We start from the raw sequence: 22,718 nt of genomic DNA, 5'->3' as shown, positions 1-22,718 counted from the left end.
GGCCCTTGTACAAGGGCCTTTTTTAGTTTTGTTTTGTAAACCCTATCCTTTTAACCAAGTTTTTCTAAGCTCTGATTGCTCTTTTGTAGAATTATCAATTACTTTAAGTTTTTTCCCTTTGGTAAAAGATTTAGTTACTTTAGTTTTAATAACAACTTCCTCTCCTGCTCTGTTAAGTTTAACTTCAATATCATCTCCTTCTTGCCATTGAAAAGTCGCACCTAGTATGTTATTAGCATTCTGCAATGTCAATTTAGTACCATTTACTTCTACAATATCATCGTTTGGTTTCGCTCCATTTTCTGCCCAGAAGCTATTATCAGAAACTAAATCTGTAAAAAAGATAGTTCCTTTTTCCTGATTTCCAGCTACAATTAAAACTCCAGAATTTTGGATATAATTTGTTTCTACTCTTTCTGATTCTACTGATAACCCTACTTTTTTAAAGAATTCTTCATAGTTAATAGGAGTTTTTCCTACAACATGAGTTTTCAAAAATTCACCAATAGCCGGATAAGTCATTGCCGTAATCTCTTCTATAATTTTATCATCGTTAAAAGGTTTGTTTTTACCATATTTAAGAGATAACTCTTTCATCAAAGATAGGATTCCTCGATTCCCATTACTTTCTTCACGCATCAGAATATCAATACACATACCTATTAATGCTCCTTTTTCATATACATTAACATAGTTAGCTGCATAAGGTTGATCCAATATATTTTCACTCATTACCGTAAAACTCATTGTATCATCAAATCCACTTGCACTCTGAATTTTACCCATGATTTTATCATAAAACTCCTGCTCTTCTACCAATCCTTGGTTAACCTGAAATAAGGTCGCAAAATATTCGGTTACTCCTTCATACATCCATAAATGTTTTGAAAAAGTGGGCTTGTTATAATCGAAATAATGTACATCTTCAGAATGAACACTAAGAGGGGTTACAATATGGAAAAACTCATGAGAAACGACATCAATCATTGCAGATGCCAACGCTTCATCGGGCATTTGTTCTGGTAATACTACTACGGTAGACGTATGATGCTCTAGTGCTCCAAATCCCGCAGGGGCATTTTCAGTGCTAGGTGCTAAATATAAATATATATCATAACGAGGAGTACTATTGATATCTCCAAGATATGCCTTTTGCCCTTTCATCATTTTAAATACAGTTTCTTTTATCTTAGCTGCTGTATGTACTTTATTTGGTGAATATATACTTAACACAATTTTGATATCTCCTACCATAAATTCTTCGACATCAAGATCTCCATACATCATTGGATTGTCTGTAATTTCGAAATACCGTGTTGCCAAATATTTATCTACGGTAATTACCTTATCATCACTAACTTCTGACCCTACTTTTTGTAACGCAGAAGTTCTCTTCATTTCAGATGGAGCTTTTACCTCTAATGCATACTGGTTATTTTTCAGTACATCAAAATATCCAATAAATCCGTGAAGGTTCAATACATAATTTTCTGGTTCTATATTAGTTCCAGAAGGAGAGAAAGGCGTACCGATGTCTGTGTTCTCTATATCATAGGTATCATTTACCAGGTAACTAATTCTATCAAGCTGCTTGGCATTCGGAATCAACCATGTATTGGTATCTTTTTTTTCTGTTTTAATTTCATTTCCCTGATAATCAAAAGCCTTAAAATCATCTACAAATTTCCCAAAATCACTTACAGCATAAGTACCTTGAACCACTTTGGGAATACGATATTTTACGGTATCCTGAATAAAGCGTCCTGGATTTATAGTAACCGGAACTTTATCGTCTTTTACTTGAGTTAAATCTATAGCTGTTGCTATAGGTACATTTGTTGCTATATCATTTGTAAGGTTACTGGTTCCACAACCAATTAATAATACACCAATGGAAATCTTGGCTAATGTTTTTTTCATTGTATTGGATTAACTATTTACTATAGCTAGACTTAAAAAAATGTCTAGTGTTTCAACTTTAATGGCGCAAATTATACAATTTGCATAGACTTTAGCTTATTTTTAGCACTTTTTATAACAAAACCACTATTTTGGATTTAATAATTGATAAACAGCGATTACAATTCTCTAAAAGCCCTGAGTTACTAGTACCAGGAAAGGCAACCATTATTTTCTTACATGATTCTTTAGGATGTGTTGAATTATGGAAAGATTTTCCCAAACAAATAGCATTAAAAACAGGGTGTAATATTATTTCTTATGATCGCCAAGGCTATGGTAAATCTGCTCCTTTTATTACTTCGAAAAGAAATAATGATTACTTAAAAGAAGAAGCTTATATTCTAGCAAAAATAATACAGAATCTAGAATTAAAAAACGTTATACTATTTGGTCATAGTGATGGCGGAAGTATTGCTTTATTAACTGCAGCTTTGTTTCCAGAAAAAGTTATTGGTATTATTACCGAAGGAGCCCATGTATTTGTAGAACAAGAAACCATTAATGGTATTAAAGCAGCAGTCCTTGCGTACCAAAATACTTCTCTTAAAGAGAAATTATATAAATACCACGGAGATAAGACGGATGCAGTTTTTAGATTATGGGCAGAGACATGGCTTTCTGAAACTTATCAATCCTGGAATATTGAAGAATATTTATCTAAGATTGAATGTCCTTCACTAATAATTCAGGGTGAAAAAGATGAATATGGAACACTGGATCAAGTAAACTCTATTGTAAAAAACACATCGGGGCACTCCAAAGCTTTACTAATTCCAGATATTGGGCATACGCCACACAAAGAGAATTCAGAAATTGTGATTAAGAATGTCATTTCATTTATTAATGAGATATTTCCTTCTCATTAATAAATTAGGGCAGCAAATGCTTTGTTATAATATTTTTAAGATCATTCTTATTTAATGGTTTATTAATAATATCATTCATTCCTATTTCCATACATTCTTCTTGCACTTCACTTAACTCGGAAGCCGTAAGAGCAATAATAGGTGTGATCTGATTAAATTCTCGTATACGTCTGGTGGCTTCTGTCCCATTAAGATAGGGCATATTTAGATCCATCAGAATAAGATCAAAATCCTCTTTTTTAACCATTTGCAGTGCATTAAAGCCATTCTCTACAATAGTACAGTCATATCCAATTATATTTAAAAGGTTTTTGGTAACGATTTGATTTATTTTGTTGTCCTCTGCGACTAATATTCGTCTATAAATAGTATTCATACTACTACTATTCAAATCTATTTCTTTCTCTTCCTTTTCGTCTATGATTTCTAATTGTAAATCAAAATGAAACTTGGTCCCCCTACCTTCTTTACTATCCAGATAAATTTCGCTATCCATCATTTCTAAAAGGTTTTTAACAATAGATAAACCTAATCCCGTTCCTTCAGATTTATTAAACTCTCTACCAACCTGAGAAAACTTCTCGAATACAAACTCTTTTTTATCCTCTGGGATTCCTACACCATTATCTTCTACTTCATATCTAATTGTAATCATTTCATTCTCTAAAGAGAGGATTTTTATTCTAAGCCATATCTTTCCATTTTCGGTAAACTTTGATGAATTTCCGATCAGATTAATTAGAACTTCGGATATCTTAAGAGAATCAACATCTAATACATCGGGTAATTCATTTGGTATTTCTAAAACAAGTTCATTGTTTTTGTTTTTTGCCTGATACTCAAAAGAATATAATAAGTTCTGAGAAAGCTTAAGTAGATTTGTAGGAGTCTTTGTAAGTTTTTCATTATTAGACTCAATCTTGCTTATTTTCAATACCTTATTTATTAAATCCAAAAGGTAGTCTCCAGAAAACTTTAATGAATTAAGCAATTTTTTATGCTTTGGTAAAATATCTTTTTCTTCTAATAATAATGTCGTAATTCCTACCACACCATAAAGAGGAGTTCTTAGTTCATGACTTACAGTAGAAATAAATTGAGATTTTGTATTGGTGAGTTTTTCTGCTTCCGCCTTTGCTTCAATGAGTTGTTTATTTTTTTCTTTTAAGACATCACTACTTTTTTTTCTTACTCTATATTTCCAATAAAAGAAAAACAAAGCTATTAGTAGCAGAACAAGGCCAACCAGTAGCACATTAATAATAGTGTCTTTTCTGGCTATTTCTGCCAAATACGCTTCTTTCTCATTGTATTCAAGATCTCTTTGATAACTATCTTCATCAAAGGTCACCTTTTTAACTTCTAACGGTTTCGATTTTTCTTTACCTGATTTCTCTAGTGATGACACTTTGTTGCCATCAGTACTATAGTTTATTTGTCCGTAACCGACAATACCCATATATACAAAACAGTACAATACTATTATTCTTAAACCCCCTTTACCCATAAATATTACAAATCTAATTTACGTTTCCAATATTTTCTTTGGAAAGTAATCCCCATCAACGTAAGTAAACACTTACTAATTAGAGTGTTAAATTAATGAAAAAACATTAAAAAACGTTTAAAAATAACATTGAAACTTTTTATAGGTGAATAGATTTTACTTTGTTTCATTTTTTCTTTGAGATTACATATACTCCGAAAATCACTATTGCTGCTCCGATTACCTGGACTGTTGACAAATTTTCTCCCAAAACGAAATAAGCCAAAAGGATAGTAGATACAGGACCCAAACTTGCTATAATCGAAAAATTAGATGCCCCAAGTTTAGCAATAGCTGCAGATACCAAATAAGAAGGTATAATTGTAGAAAAAACAGCCATGATTATACAAATAAGATATACTTCTAACGGGTAGTTCATTATATTTTGTCTATCAAAAATCAAATATTGAATAATTATACATAAAGATGAAACTATCATAGCATATGAGGTAAAAGTTACTACTCCAAACTTAGGAATTAACCACCCACTCCCTACGAGATAAATTGCATAGGTTAATGCACTCAAGAAAATCAAAGATCCTCCTAAAACGATATGACTAGTTTCTATTTGAAGCTCTCCCCAAAACGTAACAATCACTCCTATATATGTTAGTAAAATAGCTAACAGTTGTTGCTTTGTAATTATGCTCTTCAAAAAAATCCGGGAAATAATAATAACTAGTGTTGGATAAATAAAAAGAATTATTCGTTCTAATCCTGCCTTAATGTATTTCAATCCAAGGAAATCAAAATAACTTGCCAAGTAATACCCAACAAACCCAAAAAACAAAATCCACAAGTAATCTATTCTTCTAATTTTATCTTTTTCTACAGGCTTTTTATACAAGGCTAATACAATGTATATAGGTAAAGAAAATAACATTCTAAACAGTAATAGATGTTCTGAGCTTATCTCAAATTTATATACTAATTTGACTAATACTGCTTTTGCAGAGAATAAAACGATACCAATAATCGCCAGTGCAATTCCGTACGAGGATAACTTACTATTTTGCATCTTTCAAAAATAGTAGTATCGTTATTTTTGAAAAATCTAAAAACTTTCTAATTACGATACCCAACAAAAAACCTTTCTGGTATTCCCAGAAAGGTTTTATAAATAAATAAAGTATTTTTTATACATTAAATAAGAAATGCATTACATCTCCATCATTCACGATATATGCCTTTCCTTCTACTCCTAGTTTTCCTGCTTCTCTTACTTTGGATTCACTGCCATATTTTACAAAATCATCATATTTGATAACTTCTGCTCGTATAAAACCTTTCTCAAAATCGGTATGAATCACTCCTGCTGCTTGTGGTGCAGTAGCCCCCACATTAACTGTCCATGCTCTTACTTCCTTAACACCAGCTGTAAAATAAGTTTGCTGGTTTAACAATTTATATGCTGCGCGAATTAGTACTGATGCACCTGCTTCTTCTAATCCCATATCCTGCAAAAATAATTGACGTTCTTCATAATCATCCAATTCAGTAATATCAGCCTCAGTACCAACAGCTAACACTATTACTTCTGCTTTTTCTGAAGCTACAGTTTCTTTTACCTTTTTCACATAATCGTTTCCGTCTACCGCAGATCCTTCATCAACATTACAAACATAAAGTACAGGCTTATCTGTTATAAACTGAGATGGTTTCACATATGCCGTATGATCGTCTTCAGAAACATCAATTGCTCTAACCGATACTCCAGCTTCTAATCCTTCTTTAAGTTTTAGTAAAATTGCTTCTTCTTTCTGGGCCTCTTTATTACCAGTTTTTGCAGCCCTTTTTACTTTATCCAGTTTTTTTTCTATGCTCTCCAGATCTTTAAGCTGTAATTCGATATCAATCGTTTCTTTATCTCTAATTGGGTCTATCGATCCATCTACATGAACAATATTATCATTATCAAAACAACGCAATACATGTATTATAGCATCTGTTTCTCTAATATTACCTAAAAACTGATTTCCTAATCCTTCTCCTTTACTCGCTCCTTTTACTAAACCTGCAATATCCACAATTTCGACCGTTGCGGGGATTACCCGTTCGGGCACTACTAATTCCTCTAGCTTTTCCAGCCTATGGTCTGGTACATTCACCACACCAATATTTGGTTCTATGGTACAAAAAGGAAAATTAGCACTCTGTGCTTTTGCATTAGATAAACAATTAAACAATGTTGATTTTCCAACATTTGGCAACCCTACGATTCCTGCTTTCATGGTACGTATATTAATAATGGTTGGGATATTTTCTATAGTTCACTCCCAATTTTTAAGAGTGCAAAGATAATGCTATTCATATATAGTAAACAAGTACAGATTCATAAGATTATTTAATAAATAGTTTACAGTAAAAATTACTAGTCTAAACATTTATTCTCTTGATACTGGCACTTAGATTTTAGCATATTTCTGTTTTTTTGTAAATTTATACCTAACAAACACACAAATGAAAGCTTTAAAGACTCTAATTACAGCATTATTTATGATTTGTACTGCTGTTAATCACGCGCAATCTGACGAAAAAAAAGATAAACAAAATTCTTCACAAGAAACAGTGACTAAAACGATTCGTATCAAAGGACCTAATGGTGAAGAAAAAGTTATTAAAAAACAGGAAGTTATTACTAAAAAAAGCAAAATAACGTTTAGCCCTGACGGTGAAGATCAAATTAATCAATCCGCTATTTATGAAGATGATGAAGTAGTAGTACAAAAGTTTGAAACTACTTCGGATATGGTGGGTTACACTAAAGTTGCTGATGAGAAAGGTTTTATAATAACTTTTTTAAATAAATCCGGAGATAAAGTCGCTAAAGTAAGGCCACTAAAGAACGGGTATTATATTGTAAACTCAGGAGGTAATGATAATTGTCTTGGGCATTTTGATACAGATAAAAATTTTATTCTAGAAATGTATGATTCTAAAATAGACAAGGTAACTACAATTGTCTATAAATATCAAGCAAACTAAATATTTACTAATACTAATTAATAGTTAAAGCCGAGTCTATAGGACTCGGCTTTTTTTATGATATGTATCACATAGATTTTTCTGCATAAATCTCTATTTACAAATAATTTATGATGAATAGTAGACTCCACTTTATTTGAAAAACCTAAATTTAAGTAATTATTTAAAATCATAGTATAAATCTTAAAACCAAAAATCATGTTACAAACCATTTTAAATTTTAAAGGAGTTCAGAAACTTAACAGAAAACAACTTCAGATTATTAAGGGTTCTGGATGGCCTAGAAATGAACAAGATTGTCTTGCCTGTGGTGGTGAATGGAGTGCCCCCCTATGTGCATTACCATGGAATTCTCCGTGTGTATAACTAATGAAAGTAACTGAATATTTCGAGAATTAAGGGTGTAAAAATATTAAAGTAAATCTTTACATCCTTAATTTATGAATAATGACTATGTTTTTGGGCTTTATAGGCAATTTTACTATTTCTTCTTTTTAACTGAAATCATCAATAAAATCAAGGATCTAATTAAAAAACACCTAACAGTTTATGCTAAATACCAACCTTTTAGATATATTTAAGGACACAATCACCTTAATAAACATTTTTTATGAAAAAAATCACACTCATTTTATTTTGCTTATTCACCAGTTGGTGTTTTAGTCAACAAGTAGTAACAGGAACAGTTACTGACTCTTCAGGATCTCCAATACCTTATGTAAATATTATAGAAAAAGGATCTGCAAAAGGTACAACAACAGACAGTCAAGGTAATTACTCAATTGCCATAGATGCAAATGCTATTCTTGTATATAGCTATATTGGTTTTGAGACACAAGAAATAGAAGTAGGAACACAAGAAAAAATTGATGTCACCCTCCTCGAAGGAGAAGCATTAAGTACTATTATTGTGGTTGGATCCAGAAGTCCAAAAAGAACTGCAACCGATACTCCTGTAGCAATTGACATTATCGATATGCAAGACGTTATTACCAAAAGTGGTAAAATAGAAATTAATGAACTCTTGCAGTATGCCGCTCCTTCTTTTAATGCTAATAAACAATCTGGATCAGATGGTGCAGATCATATCGACCCAGCAACTTTACGTGGTCTTGGACCCGATCAAACTTTGGTTTTAATAAACGGAAAAAGAAGGCATTCTTCTTCTTTGATTAATGTTTTTGGAACTCGTGGAAGAGGGAACTCTGGAACAGATCTCAATGCTATTCCTGCATCTGCTATAAAAAGAATTGAAGTTTTAAGAGATGGCGCTGCAGCACAGTATGGATCTGATGCTATTGCTGGTGTTATTAATATTGTTCTAAAAGATAATGTAAATAAATTAACAGGAAGTATCAGTTATGGTGCTTATAATGCGAATGCAAAAGGAGATTTTCCTGCGGGAACTCCTAATACCGATGGAAATCGACTCGATACCGAAAATGATGGAAACATCATTGCTGATGATAAAAGCCTTGATGGAGGATCAGTAAAAATAACCGCTAACTATGGAGTAGAAATCGGAGAAGATGGTTACGCAAACTTTACTACAGAATATATTAGCAAAAACAAAACACTACGCCCTGGTTTTGATTTCAGGAGAGGTTTTGGAGAGGCTGCTATAGATGGTTTTAATTTCTTTGCTAATGCTGCAATTCCTATATCCAAAAAAACTGAAATATACGCTTTTGGAGGTAGAAATTATCGTGATACCGATGCTTTTGCATTTACTCGTAATGATGGAGAACGTGTTGTACCTTCTATTTATTCAAACGGTTTTACACCAAGGATAACATCAAATATTATCGATAATTCTGTTTCTGCTGGTGTTAGAACCGAAACTGAAGGTGGTTGGAAAATTGATATTAATAATACCTGGGGTAAAAATAATTTTCATTATTTCATAAAAGGAACTTTAAATGCCTCGTTACAGGGCTCTTCACCAACAGATTTTGATGCTGGTGGACACAGCCTAAGTCAAAATACAACCAGTCTTGACCTTTCTAAATATTATCCAAACATTCTTAAAGGATTAAACATCGCTTTTGGTACAGAGTACAGAATTGAAAATTTCGAAATTTTTGCTGGCGAAGAAGGGTCTTATGCAACATATGATGTTAATGGCTTACCTATTACAGATCCAGGAAGTCAAACACAGCCTACCGATCCACTTTCTGGAGAATTGAGACCTGGTGGATCACAAGGGTTCCCCGGGTATAGTCCTGCAAACGAAGTAGATCGTTCAAGATCTAACCTTTCAATATATGCAGATGCAGAATTAGATATTTCTGATAGTTTTTTATTAGGCGTTGCAGGAAGGTTTGAAGAATATAGTGATTTTGGAAGTACTACTAATGGTAAATTAGCTTTTAGAATTAAAGCTACAGAAGGTGTTAATATTCGTGGATCTGTAAGTACAGGTTTTAGAGCTCCTTCTCTGGCTCAGATATACTACAACCTTAGATTTACTGATTTCCAGGGCGGAGTCGCAACAGAAACCTTATTATCTGCTAATAATAGTCCTGTAACTGCTTCTTTTGGGATTCAACAACTCGACGAAGAAACAGCATTAAACGGAGCCTTAGGAGCAACAGCCACTTTTGGTGGTTTTACAGCTACAGTAGATGGGTATTATATTAATGTTAAAGATAGAATTGTATTAACAGGAACATTTGCTGCTCCTCAAATACCAAATGTGGCAGAAGCACAATTCTTTGCCAATGGTGTAGATACAGAAACTATTGGGCTAGATTTAATACTATCCTGGAAAGGAAACTTTGATTTTGGTAATATATCAGCAACACTAGCCGGAAACATTAATAATATGACTATTGAGGATATAAACAATGGAGGTTTAGACCAAGCTACCTTCTTTGGAGAAAGAGAAAAAGCATTTTTATTGGCTTCTGCTCCAGAAAGTAAGTTTTCTTTTAATGCCAATTACAGCAAAAATAAATTTAATGCCGGGGTTGGTTTAACACATTTTAGTGAGATTGTTCTTATCGATTTCACGGATGCAGAAGATGTATACGGTGCTAAAATTACTGCAGACCTAAATGTAGGATACAAGCTAACCGATAACCTAAAGTTTACTATCGGAGGAAACAATATTTTTAATGAATATCCCGATCAACAAAATGATGGTGAAACAGAAGCTGGTGGATACTGGGATGCTGTTCAAATGGGATTTGGTGGAGCTTATTACTATGCTAGATTAGATTTTAATTTCTAAAAAACACCAAAACATATATTAGAAGACCGCCTAAATATTTAGGCGGTCTTTTTATTTTTTAAATATTCAGAAATAAGAAATATTGATATTTCTGATTTCCTTATTTATAATTTTTTCACTTTTAAACATAAAAAGAAAAACTTTACTAAATACATTATAATTTTATCTTCTTCATAACGATCATGCACTATTTCCTTACGTCGATTCATCGTTTTGGCATCCAAAATACAACAACAAAACTTAGTTACTAGCCCTCGAAAACAGCCACTATTTACTAAATATTATAAATACAAATTCACAACACTTACAGAGTGAAAGAAATACATTTTTTTATGATTTTTTCACATATATTTTGAAAAATTCATAATACTTTATGTTAAATACTAGCATTTTTAAATATATTTAACCGACAATCATTTTAAACCAACATCATTTAAACACAAATTATTACATGAAAAAACTCGCATTTATTTTAATCGTACTATCCACAAGTCTGTGCTTTTCGCAACAGATAGTAACAGGAGTCGTCTCGGATGCAGATGGGTCTCCTTTACCTGGAGTAAATATTATTGAAAAAGGAACCAGTAATGGTTCTACAACCGATTTTGATGGTAAATACAGCATTGAAGTTAACCCCGAAGGTATTCTAGTTTTTAGCTATGTAGGCTTTAATTCTAAAGAAGTACCTGTAAATTCTCAAACAACCATCAATATCTCATTAAGTGGTGGAGCAGAACTTGATGAGATTATTTTAGTTGGATCCAGAGCGCTACCAAGAAGTAATACTACTTCTTCGCTCCCTGTTGATGTATTGCCGGCAAAAGAATTAACTTCTACTGGTCAAATTACATTCGATAAAGCATTACAATATAAAATACCATCATTTAATACTGTGCAGACACCAGTTAATGATGCTACTTCATTATTAGATCCTTATGAGATTAGAAATATGGGACCTAGTAGAACCCTAATTCTTATTAATGGAAAACGTAAAAACCTAAGTGCTTTATTGTATACTCAAACCTCTCCGGGAAGAGGTGAAACTGGTTCTGATATTTCTGCAATACCAACAGATGCCATAAAACGAGTAGAAATATTAAGAGATGGTGCATCTGCACAATATGGTTCTGATGCCATTGCAGGTGTAATGAATATTATTTTAAAAGACAATCCCGAAGAAGGCTCTGTGACTATTAGATCAGGAATTACATCTGAAGGAGATGGAGAGACGATTGGAATTAGTTTAAATAATGGTAGTTCTATAGGAGAAGATAAAGGGTTCTTTAACTATACCGTAGATTTCTCTAAGGTAAGTCTTGCTAACAGACCAGGAACTGTAGATGCACAGGGAGAATTTGATGATTTCGTTTTCACAAATCCTGATAGCTATAGTAGCTATTTAGATGCTGGAGGGCAAGCTTTAAACGGAGGAGCTACTCTAACAGGTCTTACAGCCGAACAAGCTCAGCAAGAATTTATTGATAACTACGTAGGTACTCCTAATCATACTACCAGACTTGCAGAAATCAATGCTTCAAATACACAAGGAAGAGCAGATGTTGATCAATTTTTAGCTCTCAAACCTGATGCAGGAAATATCAATGGATCACCAGAAACAGCAGCAGCAAAATTTTTGGTAAATGGTGGGTATGATATAAATAAACATACACAGATCTATCTAAATGCAGCATATGTCTATAAAAAAATAAATAGCTTCGCTAATTACAGAACTCCATATTGGAGAACAGAAGCTGCTTTTCCTTACTTAGCTGATTTTTTCCCTGATGGACCAAATGGTCAGTATATTGGATATGTACCTACTTTTGAAGGAGATCTAAATGATTATAATGCTACTATTGGTTTTAAAACCATAAAGAATGGTTGGAATTATGACCTAAGTTATACTACTGGTGGAAACACACAAACCTATAAAGTAAACAATTCGCACAATCGTAATACTGTATATTCTCCGTCTACATGGATTGATACAAATAACAATGGTTCTGTAGATCCCGGTGAACTCACACAAGGATCTGAGTTGTATAGAGAAAATAGCCCCATATCATTTGATCCGGGAGGAACTGGATTTAGACATAGTGTAGGAAATATTGATATTGCAAAATTAGTTACCGATAAAATAAGTATTGGTTTTGGAGCAGAATTTAGAACAGAAACTTTTGAAATCATTGAAGGAGATCTTGCTTCGTATGATGGTGGTGGAGCCGATTCATTTGCTGGTAATAGCCCTGAAAATTCTGGAACTTTTAATCGTTATAATTTTGGTGGATATTTGGATATAGCGTATGATATTACCGAAGATTTTCTGGTTAACGGTACGGTTAGATTAGAAGATTATAGTGATTTTGGTGATGCTTTTGTGTGGAAACTGAGTTCGCGCTACAAATTTTTAGAAGATAGATTAACATTAAGAGCCTCTATCTCTACAGGATTTAGAGCACCAACACTTCATCAAATTTATACTCAAAAAGCGCAGTATAGTTTTGTTCCAGGAGCAGGAATTCAAGTTGGTGGATTAATAAATAATGTTTCTCCTCAAGCAAAATTATTAGATATTCCACAATTAGATGCAGAAGAATCTACAAATATCACTGTAGGTATTGGTGCTAAGATTAATAGTAATATAAACTTTACTATTGATTATTATAATATTCAGGTTGAAGACAGGATTGTACTAAGTACCGAAATTGGAAAAACTGCTACCGATGCTGTTGGTAATAGTATTGGTAATACAAGCCTAGATCAATTGCTAAATGACAATAACTTAAATGATTTAAGTTTTTTTGTTAATGCATTAGATACCAGAACTTCTGGTATTGACGTCGTTGCTAATTATAAAAATATAAATCTTGCTGGTGGTAATCTTGGGTTTAGTTTATCTGGTAATTACACAATAGAAAACGAAAGAGATGGGGACGTTAAGAACCCGGCAATTGTTTCTAGTGCAGGACAATCTGTAGTTAACCTAACTCAGGAAGCTTTATTCTTTACTTCTAGACCTAAGACTAAATGGATTTTGGGAACTAGTTATGATATTGGTAAATTTGGTTTTTCGATAAATAATACATATTTCGGAAAAACAGAATTCAGACAACAAGGTCTGGGCCCTAATTTAAAAACTGAGTTTATCCCAAAAATTGTTACCGATTTAGGGATTAACTTTAATGCAACAGATAAATTTACTGTTGCTGTAAATGTGAATAACCTATTAAACGTTTTACCAGAATGGGAGTTTAAATCTCTTAACGCTGCTGGTGATGTACTTATGAATGATCCTGCAGAATTAAAAACCCGTTCTAATTTAATCACTTTCAACCAAAGGTATTCTCAAATGACTTATAATGGTTTTCATTTTAGTCAATTAGGAACTATGTTTAATATATCGTTAAACTATAAATTATAGTAACAACTTAGATCTAATTATATTAGAATGGATTGTTTTGAATATTATCCAAAAAAACATCCATTCTGTCATATTGAGCAGAGTCGAAATATACTAATAGTAAAAGATGATTGTCCATCGACTCTGCTTTAAATGGCAGAAAAATAAACTTTTCAGGTTTCCTTACTTCTTCTATAATCTTAAAAAAAACAAAATCTTTCGTTTTATTTACTTTATCAAAAGCTAGAATCATATTTTTGCATGAATTTTAGTACCAGACATTCATGAAAGATTTAACCCGTTACTTCTACAACCTTCTTGTTTCAAAAGGTATTTCAGAAAATACAGCAGAATACTTAAACCTTCTTATAGGAATATGCATTCTGGTAATTGTACTTTTTGTATTAGATTTTGTAATGAAAAAAGTTATTGTAGCCATCTTTAAAAGTTATGCTTCAAAATCTAAAAATACTTTCGACGATTATTTAGTCAAAAATAAAACTTTTGATTACCTGGCACATATAGTACCATTATCACTAACAGTATGGATTGTTCCTATGCTATTTATTGCTTTTCCTACAGCAGAAAAATACTTAGAAATCCTGTTTAACATCATGGTTATTGTATTGACAATATGGATTTTAAGAAGTATCCTTAGAACGTTTAGAGATTTTTTAAAATCTTTAGATTCTTTTAGAGATAAACCCATCGATAGCTATGTACAGGTATTTATGATATTTGTATGGTTTATAGGAGCTATTCTGGTATTCTCGTCAATGACAGGAAAATCAATATGGACATTCTTAACAGCTCTTGGAGCAATGTCGGCAGTTATTCTTCTAATTTTTAAAGACACAATTCTGGGGTTTGTTGCAAGTATACAAGTAGCAGTAAATGATACCGTTAGAATTGGGGATTGGATCACTATGCAAAAATATGGAGCCGATGGAGACGTGATCGAGATTAATCTATCTTCAGTAAAAGTTCAGAATTTTGACAAAACTATCACTACAATCCCAACATATTATCTTACATCACAGTCATTTAAAAACTGGAGAGGTATGATGAATTCTGGCGGAAGAAGAATTAAAAGAGCATTGTTAATCAAAACATCCAGCATTTCATTTTTATCTGAAGACGATCTCAATAAATTAAAAAAAATTGAACTTATTGAATCTTACCTTACTAGAATTCAACAAGATATAGACTCTTATAACCAGGAATCTAAGATTGATAAAAGTGTATTGATGAATGGAAGAAACCTGACTAATATGGGGGTTTTTAGAATGTATGTAGAATTATATCTAGAAAATCATCCGTTTATCAATAAAGAAATGACTATTATGAGTCGTCAACTACCTCCTTCTGCACAAGGAACACCTTTAGAAATATATGCTTTTAGTAATAATAAAGTTTGGAAAAACTATGAGCAAATAATGGCAGATATTTTTGACCATTTACTATCTGCTATACCATATTTTAATCTAGAAGTATTCGAATTAAATTATACTTCAGAAAAATAACTTAACACCAATAATTTTATGATTACCAGTTTCAGACTAATAAGCTACCTTGAGGGTATTTCATACCTACTTATCCTTTTTGTAACTATGCCATTAAAATATATTTTTGAATCTCCAGAACCTAATCAAATTATAGGAATGGCTCATGGGTTTCTTTTCCTAATTTATATTGTATTTGCATTTCTTGTGAAACCAGAAAAAAAATGGAACATCAAAACGCTTATGATTGTTTTGGCTTGCTCTATTATCCCTTTTGGAACTTTTTGGATGGATCAAAAATACTTGAAGAAGACTGAGTAATTGATCATTGAAACTATAGTAATCACTACTTCGATAATCAGTATCCAAGTCTAAGGATTACTCTGGATACTCTATTCTAAGATGATAAATATTGGTTAATTTACGTTTAAAGACTTTTTTTATCTGTTGAATTTCTTTAAAAGTAATATTGGCATTCAGGAACTGATTATCCTCCATTTGTTTACTTACTATTTTTTCTACAAAAGAATCAATTAAACTACTTGTTGGATTTTTAAGACTTTTTGAAGCTGCTTCTACACTATCACTCATCATCAAAATGGCAGTTTCTTTAGAAAATGGTCTTGGCCCGGGATACCTGAAATCTTCAATATTTACATTTTCATTAGTTTCTTTTTCTTTACTATAAAAATAGTAAACAGTACTAGTCCCATGGTGAGTTCTAATAAAATCGATGACACGATCAGGTAAGTTATTTTTTTTGGCTATCTCTATACCTCTTATCACGTGATCAATAATAATTTTTGCACTCTCTTTTGGAGATAATACATCATGTGCATTACCAGAGGCAGATTGATTTTCGGTAAAATATGTAGGATTTGCCATCTTACCAATATCATGATACAATGCTCCTACCCTTACCAGCATTGCATTAGCTCCTATTTCATTAGCTGCAGCTTCTGCAATATTAGCCACATTAAGAGAATGGTGAAATGTTCCTGGTGCTTTATTAGACAATTCCTTAAGTAAAACAGAATTTGTATCACTAAGCTCTAATAGTGAAACATCAGAAATCAATCCAAAAATCTTTTCGTAAGCATAGATTAAAGGATGTACTATAAGAGTTGCAAACCCACTTATCACAAACAATCCAACTGTAATCCAGTCGATATTGCTTATACTACCTTCATGAATAATATGAAACGCGATATATGCCAGAATATAAATTAATGTGATCTGCCCTACAGAAATAAATAAATTAGCCCTCTTAAAAGATTCTGAAATTGTTAGTATTGTTACAATTCCGGCTATAATTTGTAAAAAAGTATATTCATAGCTATTAGGGACAACAAACCCTAATATAAGCACCGTAATTACATGAGTAAACAATCCTAATCTCGAATCAAAAAATGCTTTAAGAACCAAAGGAAGAATACACAAAGGAACAACATAGATATAATCTGATCGATATTTAACCACCAACGTGGTTATCAATACCAAGAAAAGAACATTAAAGAAAATAAAAGTTACCTGAGTATTGTTTTCATATATATCTGATCGATATTTTTTAATAAACAATAGAAGCATCATAAGTGCTAATGAAACCAATAAGCAATACCCTAATACGATCCAATAGAAGTTTTTATCACTCCAAACCTGGGATTCATATTCTGCTTTTAACGAATTTAATATTTGCAGCTCATCTCCTTCTACTACCTCTCCTTTGGCTATAATCCTACTCCCTCTGGACACACCTCCTCTTGTAGTAAGAACTTTCTCTAATTCTATCTCTAAAGTACTCTCTGTTAGCTTATTATTTAGTCTAACATTTGGTTTTACCAAGTCATAAAAAAGAGCTACATAATCACTTTTAAACTTCGTATATTCACTCTTATTAATACGAGAATTAATTGTTTTGGTTAAAACATCAGAGGTTAGAATTTGGCCATATGTTATTGCTTCTGCCGTATTTCCTTTATTTAAAAAAATTTGCCTGTCATCATCATAAGAGTATTTTTCCTGTAAAACTCCATGTCTATATATATCATTTAGCAATATTCTACCAAAAAGTTTTGCCTGATCTCTACTGCCGCTTTGATCAAGTACTTTTAAGTAATTAGAAAATGCATTATCATAAGATTCTTTAGCCGTATTAGCAATTATAGTATCATACTCAAAATAAGGAATTACATCATCATTAATTCGTTTTTTCTCTGCTTCAATTTCTGCTTCGGTTTTTGCAATGGCAAAATCAAAAGGAGCATATAAATTCTCATATTGCCAAGGTTTACCTTTTGTAAATTCGTATTTAAATATCCCTCCTTTAGGGAATAAATATACAATGAGTGCTGTAGTACATAGAAAAAGAAAAATCCTATATATAGAGGATTGCCTTTTATATAATCTATTTAAAAATCTTTTCATGATATTGCCTTTTTTAATCAATTATAGTTCATTGATTAAAAATTTAATATTACTTGTAAAGTCTTCATAGCGTTGTTCTCCTATCAAACATTTTAGTTCATAATTCACAAAATGCAATGGCAAAACTTTACTCTTGTTCGTTTCACAAGTATTATTATATAAAATTACTCAAAAGTAATAAAAAATAAGTCAGTACCACATTTGTATTCTTGTTAGTAACTTCGCTATGCATATCCTTTAAAAATCACTAAATTCGCAAAAATCAATACACACATTTTTAAAACATAAATAATGAGTAAAGAAGTAGTAATCGTATCTGCGGTACGTACACCAATTGGAAGTTTTATGGGTAGCCTGTCTACCGTTCCAGCTACTCAATTGGGAGCCACTGCAATCAAAGGTGCATTAGATAAAATAAATCTGGACCCTTCATTAGTTCAGGAGGTATTTATGGGTAATGCAGTTCAGGCCGGAAACGGTCAAGCTCCAGCCAGACAAGCTGCATTAGGAGCAGGTATCAAAGATACTGTTCCTTGTACAACTGTAAATAAAGTATGTTCTAGCGGTATGAAAGCTGTTATGCACGCTGCACAAACTATTGCTTTGGGTGATGCAGATATTGTGGTTGCCGGAGGAATGGAAAATATGAGTTTAATACCTCATTATGTGCGATTAAGAGCGGGACATAAATTTGGACCTCAGACTATGGAAGATGGTATGCAGAGAGATGGATTAGTAGATGCTTATGACCATAATGCAATGGGAGTTTGTGCAGACCTTTGTGCAACAGAACATAATTTTAGTAGAGAAGATCAGGATGCATTTGCTATCCAATCCTATGAACGTTCTGCAAAGGCTTGGGCAGATGGTAAATTTAATAATGAAGTAGTTCCTGTAGCAGTACCACAACGTCGTGGGGAACCAGTTATGATTACTGAAGATGAAGAGTATAAAAACGTAAAAATGGAAAAGATACCTACTTTACGCCCTGCTTTTTCTAAAGAAGGAACAGTTACTGCTGCAAATGCTTCTACAATTAATGACGGAGCCGGAGCGGTTGTTGTTATGAGTGCCGAAAAAGCTAAAGAACTTGGATTAGAACCTCTTGTAAAAATAAAAAGTTATGCTGATGCTGCGCAAGAACCAAAATGGTTTACTACTGCTCCTGCAAAAGCATTACCAAAAGCAATAGAAAAAGCAGGAATCGCTCTTGATGATGTAGATTTCTTTGAATTTAACGAAGCATTCTCTGTTGTTGGATTAGCTAATCAAAAAATCCTAGGACTTAATGATACTAATACCAATGTAAATGGTGGTGCCGTTTCCCTGGGACATCCTCTAGGATGTTCTGGAGTACGAATATTGATTACTCTAATCAATGTATTAGAACAAAATAACGCCAAGATCGGTGCTGCAGCTATCTGTAATGGTGGTGGTGGTGCATCGGCTATGGTAATCGAAAGAGTATAATTGTAAATCAGGAAATAAAAGTTAAGGGCAAGAACCTTCTACCCTTAACTTTGTTCTTCTGAATCTCAATGTAATTGTCTAATATCTGACGTTTATTCGTCTATTTTCTATAAAAATTCATGCAATACGGTATTTGTAATCTAAGTATTGTCCCATTACGTTTCGAGCCTCAGGATCCCAGTGAAATGGTTTCCCAAATATTGTATGGCGAACATTTTAAGGTGTTAGAAAAACGTAAAAAATGGAGTAAAGTTCGTTTGGCCTTTGATCATTACGAAGGCTGGGTTGATAACAAACAATACATAGAAATCACCGAAGAAGAGTATAACAAATTTGATGAACACCCCCTCTGCATGGTGGGAGATATGGTCGAATTTGTGAGTTGTGATGATAATCAACTAATGCCTATCCCTCTCGGAGCTTCTCTAAAAGCATTGGATTTTTTTAGCCATCAATATGAAGGGACCACAATTGTAGAAAAACAATCCAAAGAAAATATAGTGGATACCGCTTTTCTATTTCTTAATGCTCCATACCTGTGGGGGGGAAAAACAAATTTTGGTATTGATTGTAGCGGGTTTTCTCAAATGGTATATAAACTTAATGGTTATAAGTTGTTAAGAGATGCATCTCAACAAGCAACGCAAGGGGATCCACTAAGTTTTATTGAGGAAAGTGAACCTGGAGATCTGGCATTTTTTGATAATGAAGAAGGCGCAATTACTCACGTGGGTATCATAATGAAAGATAATTACATCATCCATGCTCATGGTAAAGTACGTGTAGATCGTATAGATCACACTGGGATTTATAACCCCGAAAAACGCACACATACTCATAAATTAAGAGTGATCAAACGTATTATCTAATTTAAAAAAACCGAAATGATAAGTCCACTTCGGTCTTTTAGCACGTATAATTATAGTTCATCAAACAAATGTTATGACTTGTAAATGTATACCATTCTAAAAATGAGTATACCTACTATGTAACATTAATTTATAGTCAAAATGATGTTGAAAGAAATTCAAATCAAACCAGTACAGCCTAAGGATAGCCATAAATTACTGGATATCGGGCGTCAGACATTTTATGATGCTTTTGGACCTCCTCATAACACAGAAGAAAATATTAGTAGTTACCTTGATGAAAAATTCACTTTAGATAACATTGCAGAAGAGCTTCATAATCCAAAATCTAAATTTTACTTTGCATGGATTAATAACCAAGTTGCAGGATATATAAAAATAAACTCTGGTAATGCCCAAACAGAACCTGTAGAAGGCAGTGCCCTGGAAATAGAACGGATATATGTGGTAAAGGAGCATCAGGGGAAAAAAATTGGACAATTACTCTTTCAAAAGGTTTTACAAATAGCAAAAGAAAAGTCTATTGAGTTTATCTGGCTAGGAGTCTGGGAGAAAAACCTTGGAGCAATAAAGTTTTATAAAAGAAATGGTTTTAAAATCTTTGATACCCACCAATTTATGCTGGGAACAGATCTCCAAACGGATATGATGATGAAACTGGTTTTATAAATTTTATGATTTTTATAACAATATGCGTTGCAAATTTTAATTATTTTTGAAACGATCATTTCAATTAAACTATGCCAAAAGTAGAAACATTTGATAGAAACATAGTTTTGCAAAAAGCTACCGAAGTATTTCATAAAAAGGGATATAATGGCACTTCTATGCAAGATTTAGTAGATGCAACTTCTTTAAATCGATCAAGTATTTATAATTCTTTTGGAAGTAAATTGAATATGTTCATGGAAGTTCTTTCGCATTATCAATCTTTGTATGGAAACAGTTTTAGCCAAAAGTTAGCACAATCTTATAATGCTACCGAGGCTGTAGAAGCAATTTTTGATTTATACGTTTATGAAATTGTTAATGACAATGATCGTAAAGGTTGTTTGGTTACCAATTGTAAATCAGAAATGACAAACCAAGAGCCTTTGATCAAATCCTTTATGGAAAAAAACCAAGATCGAATGATTGCGATGCTCGAAGATATCGTGACCAAAGGACAAATGGAAAAGATTTTTAACCAGAACCAAACAGCCAGCCAATACGCACTTTACCTCTTTTCATCTATACAAGGACTTAGAATGACAGGAATACTAAACAAAAATGAAGAAGATTTAAGAAATCTCATTCGTATTATACTTAAAGTGCTATACTAATTTTTTTTAACCTATTTTGAAACGATTGTTTCAAATAAACTATTTATAAATACAAAAATAATACAATGAAAAAGTTACAAAACAAAGTAGCAGTTATTACGGGAGCCAACAGCGGAATAGGATTGGCAACAGCAAAACTGTATTTACAGGAAGGAGCCAAAGTGGTACTTTCGGGAAGACGCCAAGAGGCACTAGATGAAGTTGCAGAGAAACTTGAAGGTGATTTTATTACCGTAAAAGCTGATGTAGCCAATGCAGGAGATAATAAAAGATTAATTGAAGAAGCGACTATTAAGTACGGAAAAATTGATATTCTCTTTCTAAATGCCGGAATTGCACCAATAGCTCCTGCACATGAAATAACAGAAGAGCATTACGATACTCTATTTAATACTAATGTAAAAGGCCCAATATTAGCAACCAAAGAAGCTTTACCACATATAAATGATGGTGGAACTATATTGTTCACTAACTCTGTTGTTACTCAAAAAGGGTTTGATGGATTAGGTGTCTATTCTGCAACCAAAGGAGCATTACGAGCTTACCAGCGTGTTTTAACCTCTGAAGTAAAATCTAGAGGTATTCGTGTTAATTCTATTGCACCAGGGCCTATCGAAACACCACTTTATGATAAAATGGGATTGCCAGAAGATGTTGTAGAAGAAATGGGGAAAGGTTTTGCTCAACAAGTACCATTAGGCCGTTTTGGAACTTCTGAAGAAGTTGCAAAATCAGCTTTATTTCTAGCTTCGGAAGATGCATCCTTTATTAATGGTGTGGATTTAGAAATTGATGGTGGACTAAGCCAAATATAAAATACCTCTCAGTAAAAAAAGGCTGATTTCTATCAAAATCAGCCTTTTTAAATTTGCTTCAATTCTTTTTATAATTTTCTTAATATCACGAATCCACAAAGACTCTCAATATCAGTTTTTTGCATAACATTTTGATTATTTGTATATTATCATCTTAAAACCAATTAAATATATAAAAAACACCTGTTTTTTTGCACAATCTCCAGACAAATCCCATCTGGTATATATTTCTTAAAACTACTATACTATGGGAGAGAAAAATGATACTCAAAAATGGCCCTATCAAACAGAATTACGTAGGAATTTCTTCAAAAAAAAATTACCT

18 protein-coding genes are annotated in these 22,718 nt (G+C 32.6%); 12 read left to right on the top strand and 6 right to left on the bottom strand.

From position 1 onward, the window contains the following. Positions 1–42: 42 nt before the first annotated feature. Positions 43–1,920 (bottom strand): M61 family metallopeptidase, encoded by a 1,878-nt coding sequence (locus Z054_RS0106275; RefSeq protein WP_024769226.1) that lies wholly within the window; start codon positions 1,918–1,920, stop codon positions 43–45. Positions 1,921–2,051: 131 nt separating this feature from the next. On the opposite strand from Z054_RS0106275, the gene Z054_RS0106270 reads away from it, so the two are divergent. Next, positions 2,052–2,828: an alpha/beta fold hydrolase gene (locus tag Z054_RS0106270; RefSeq protein ID WP_024769225.1), complete on the top strand. Its 777-nt coding sequence runs from the start codon at positions 2,052–2,054 to the stop codon at positions 2,826–2,828. Positions 2,829–2,832: 4 nt separating this feature from the next. Here the strand turns inward: Z054_RS0106270 and Z054_RS0106265 are convergent, their stop codons facing one another. The 3 genes from Z054_RS0106265 to ychF all read right to left on the bottom strand — a co-directional run bounded on the left by Z054_RS0106265 (position 2,833) and on the right by ychF (position 6,605). Further along, positions 2,833–4,335: a response regulator gene (locus tag Z054_RS0106265; RefSeq protein ID WP_084050132.1), complete on the bottom strand. Its 1,503-nt coding sequence runs from the start codon at positions 4,333–4,335 to the stop codon at positions 2,833–2,835. A 166-nt stretch (positions 4,336–4,501) separates the two neighbouring features. After that, positions 4,502–5,392 (bottom strand): DMT family transporter, encoded by an 891-nt coding sequence (locus Z054_RS27940; protein ID WP_035090758.1) that lies wholly within the window; start codon positions 5,390–5,392, stop codon positions 4,502–4,504. 118 nt (positions 5,393–5,510) lie between these two features. Then, a complete protein-coding gene (gene ychF, locus Z054_RS0106255) occupies positions 5,511–6,605 on the bottom strand; it encodes a redox-regulated ATPase YchF (RefSeq protein WP_024769223.1) in 1,095 nt (364 codons plus the stop codon). A 229-nt stretch (positions 6,606–6,834) separates the two neighbouring features. Here ychF and Z054_RS0106250 point away from each other — a divergent pair, with 229 nt between their 5' ends. The 4 genes from Z054_RS0106250 (at position 6,835) to Z054_RS0106235 (ending at position 14,012) form a co-directional block, all read left to right on the top strand. Further along, a complete protein-coding gene (locus tag Z054_RS0106250) occupies positions 6,835–7,359 on the top strand; it encodes a hypothetical protein (RefSeq protein WP_024769222.1) in 525 nt (174 codons plus the stop codon). 198 nt (positions 7,360–7,557) lie between these two features. Next, the gene (locus Z054_RS32090) at positions 7,558–7,725 is read left to right on the top strand and encodes a hypothetical protein (RefSeq protein WP_167549783.1); all 168 of its coding nucleotides are present in this window, start codon (positions 7,558–7,560) and stop codon (positions 7,723–7,725) included. Between the two features lie 244 nt (positions 7,726–7,969). Further along, positions 7,970–10,591 (top strand): TonB-dependent receptor, encoded by a 2,622-nt coding sequence (locus tag Z054_RS0106240; RefSeq protein WP_024769221.1) that lies wholly within the window; start codon positions 7,970–7,972, stop codon positions 10,589–10,591. A 451-nt stretch (positions 10,592–11,042) separates the two neighbouring features. Next, on the top strand, positions 11,043–14,012 hold the full coding sequence (locus Z054_RS0106235; protein WP_024769220.1) for a TonB-dependent receptor: 2,970 nt from the start codon (positions 11,043–11,045) through the stop codon (positions 14,010–14,012). 22 nt (positions 14,013–14,034) lie between these two features. On the opposite strand, the gene Z054_RS0106230 is transcribed toward Z054_RS0106235, so the two are convergent. Then, complete coding sequence (locus tag Z054_RS0106230; protein ID WP_024769219.1) at positions 14,035–14,244, bottom strand: hypothetical protein; 210 nt, start codon at positions 14,242–14,244, stop codon at positions 14,035–14,037. A 31-nt stretch (positions 14,245–14,275) separates the two neighbouring features. On the opposite strand from Z054_RS0106230, the gene Z054_RS0106225 reads away from it, so the two are divergent. Then, the gene (locus Z054_RS0106225) at positions 14,276–15,514 is read left to right on the top strand and encodes a mechanosensitive ion channel family protein (RefSeq protein WP_024769218.1); all 1,239 of its coding nucleotides are present in this window, start codon (positions 14,276–14,278) and stop codon (positions 15,512–15,514) included. 18 nt (positions 15,515–15,532) lie between these two features. Next, positions 15,533–15,814 (top strand): DUF3817 domain-containing protein, encoded by a 282-nt coding sequence (locus Z054_RS0106220; protein WP_024769217.1) that lies wholly within the window; start codon positions 15,533–15,535, stop codon positions 15,812–15,814. A gap of 57 nt (positions 15,815–15,871) precedes the next feature. Here Z054_RS0106220 and Z054_RS0106215 read toward each other — a convergent pair whose 3' ends face one another. Next, the gene (locus Z054_RS0106215) at positions 15,872–17,917 is read right to left on the bottom strand and encodes an HD family phosphohydrolase (RefSeq protein ID WP_024769216.1); all 2,046 of its coding nucleotides are present in this window, start codon (positions 17,915–17,917) and stop codon (positions 15,872–15,874) included. Between the two features lie 291 nt (positions 17,918–18,208). Between Z054_RS0106215 and Z054_RS0106210 the strand changes: the two genes are divergently transcribed. The 5 genes from Z054_RS0106210 (at position 18,209) to Z054_RS0106190 (ending at position 22,393) form a co-directional block, all read left to right on the top strand. After that, the gene (locus Z054_RS0106210; RefSeq protein ID WP_024769215.1) at positions 18,209–19,387 is read left to right on the top strand and encodes an acetyl-CoA C-acyltransferase; all 1,179 of its coding nucleotides are present in this window, start codon (positions 18,209–18,211) and stop codon (positions 19,385–19,387) included. Between the two features lie 119 nt (positions 19,388–19,506). Continuing rightward, positions 19,507–20,256: a C40 family peptidase gene (locus tag Z054_RS0106205; protein ID WP_024769214.1), complete on the top strand. Its 750-nt coding sequence runs from the start codon at positions 19,507–19,509 to the stop codon at positions 20,254–20,256. Positions 20,257–20,397: 141 nt separating this feature from the next. Beyond that, a complete protein-coding gene (locus tag Z054_RS0106200; protein WP_394331054.1) occupies positions 20,398–20,925 on the top strand; it encodes a GNAT family N-acetyltransferase in 528 nt (175 codons plus the stop codon). Between the two features lie 71 nt (positions 20,926–20,996). Next, positions 20,997–21,578 (top strand): TetR/AcrR family transcriptional regulator, encoded by a 582-nt coding sequence (locus Z054_RS0106195; RefSeq protein WP_024769212.1) that lies wholly within the window; start codon positions 20,997–20,999, stop codon positions 21,576–21,578. A gap of 65 nt (positions 21,579–21,643) precedes the next feature. Next, entirely contained in the window at positions 21,644–22,393 is a 750-nt protein-coding gene (locus Z054_RS0106190) for an SDR family NAD(P)-dependent oxidoreductase (RefSeq protein ID WP_024769211.1), read from the top strand. Positions 22,394–22,718: the final 325 nt, after the last annotated feature.

Source organism: Aquimarina macrocephali JAMB N27 (assembly GCF_000520995.1).
Taxonomy (GTDB): domain Bacteria; phylum Bacteroidota; class Bacteroidia; order Flavobacteriales; family Flavobacteriaceae; genus Aquimarina; species Aquimarina macrocephali.
Note: the sequence above shows the minus strand (reverse complement) of the source record. Positions and strands in the feature narration are given on the sequence as shown.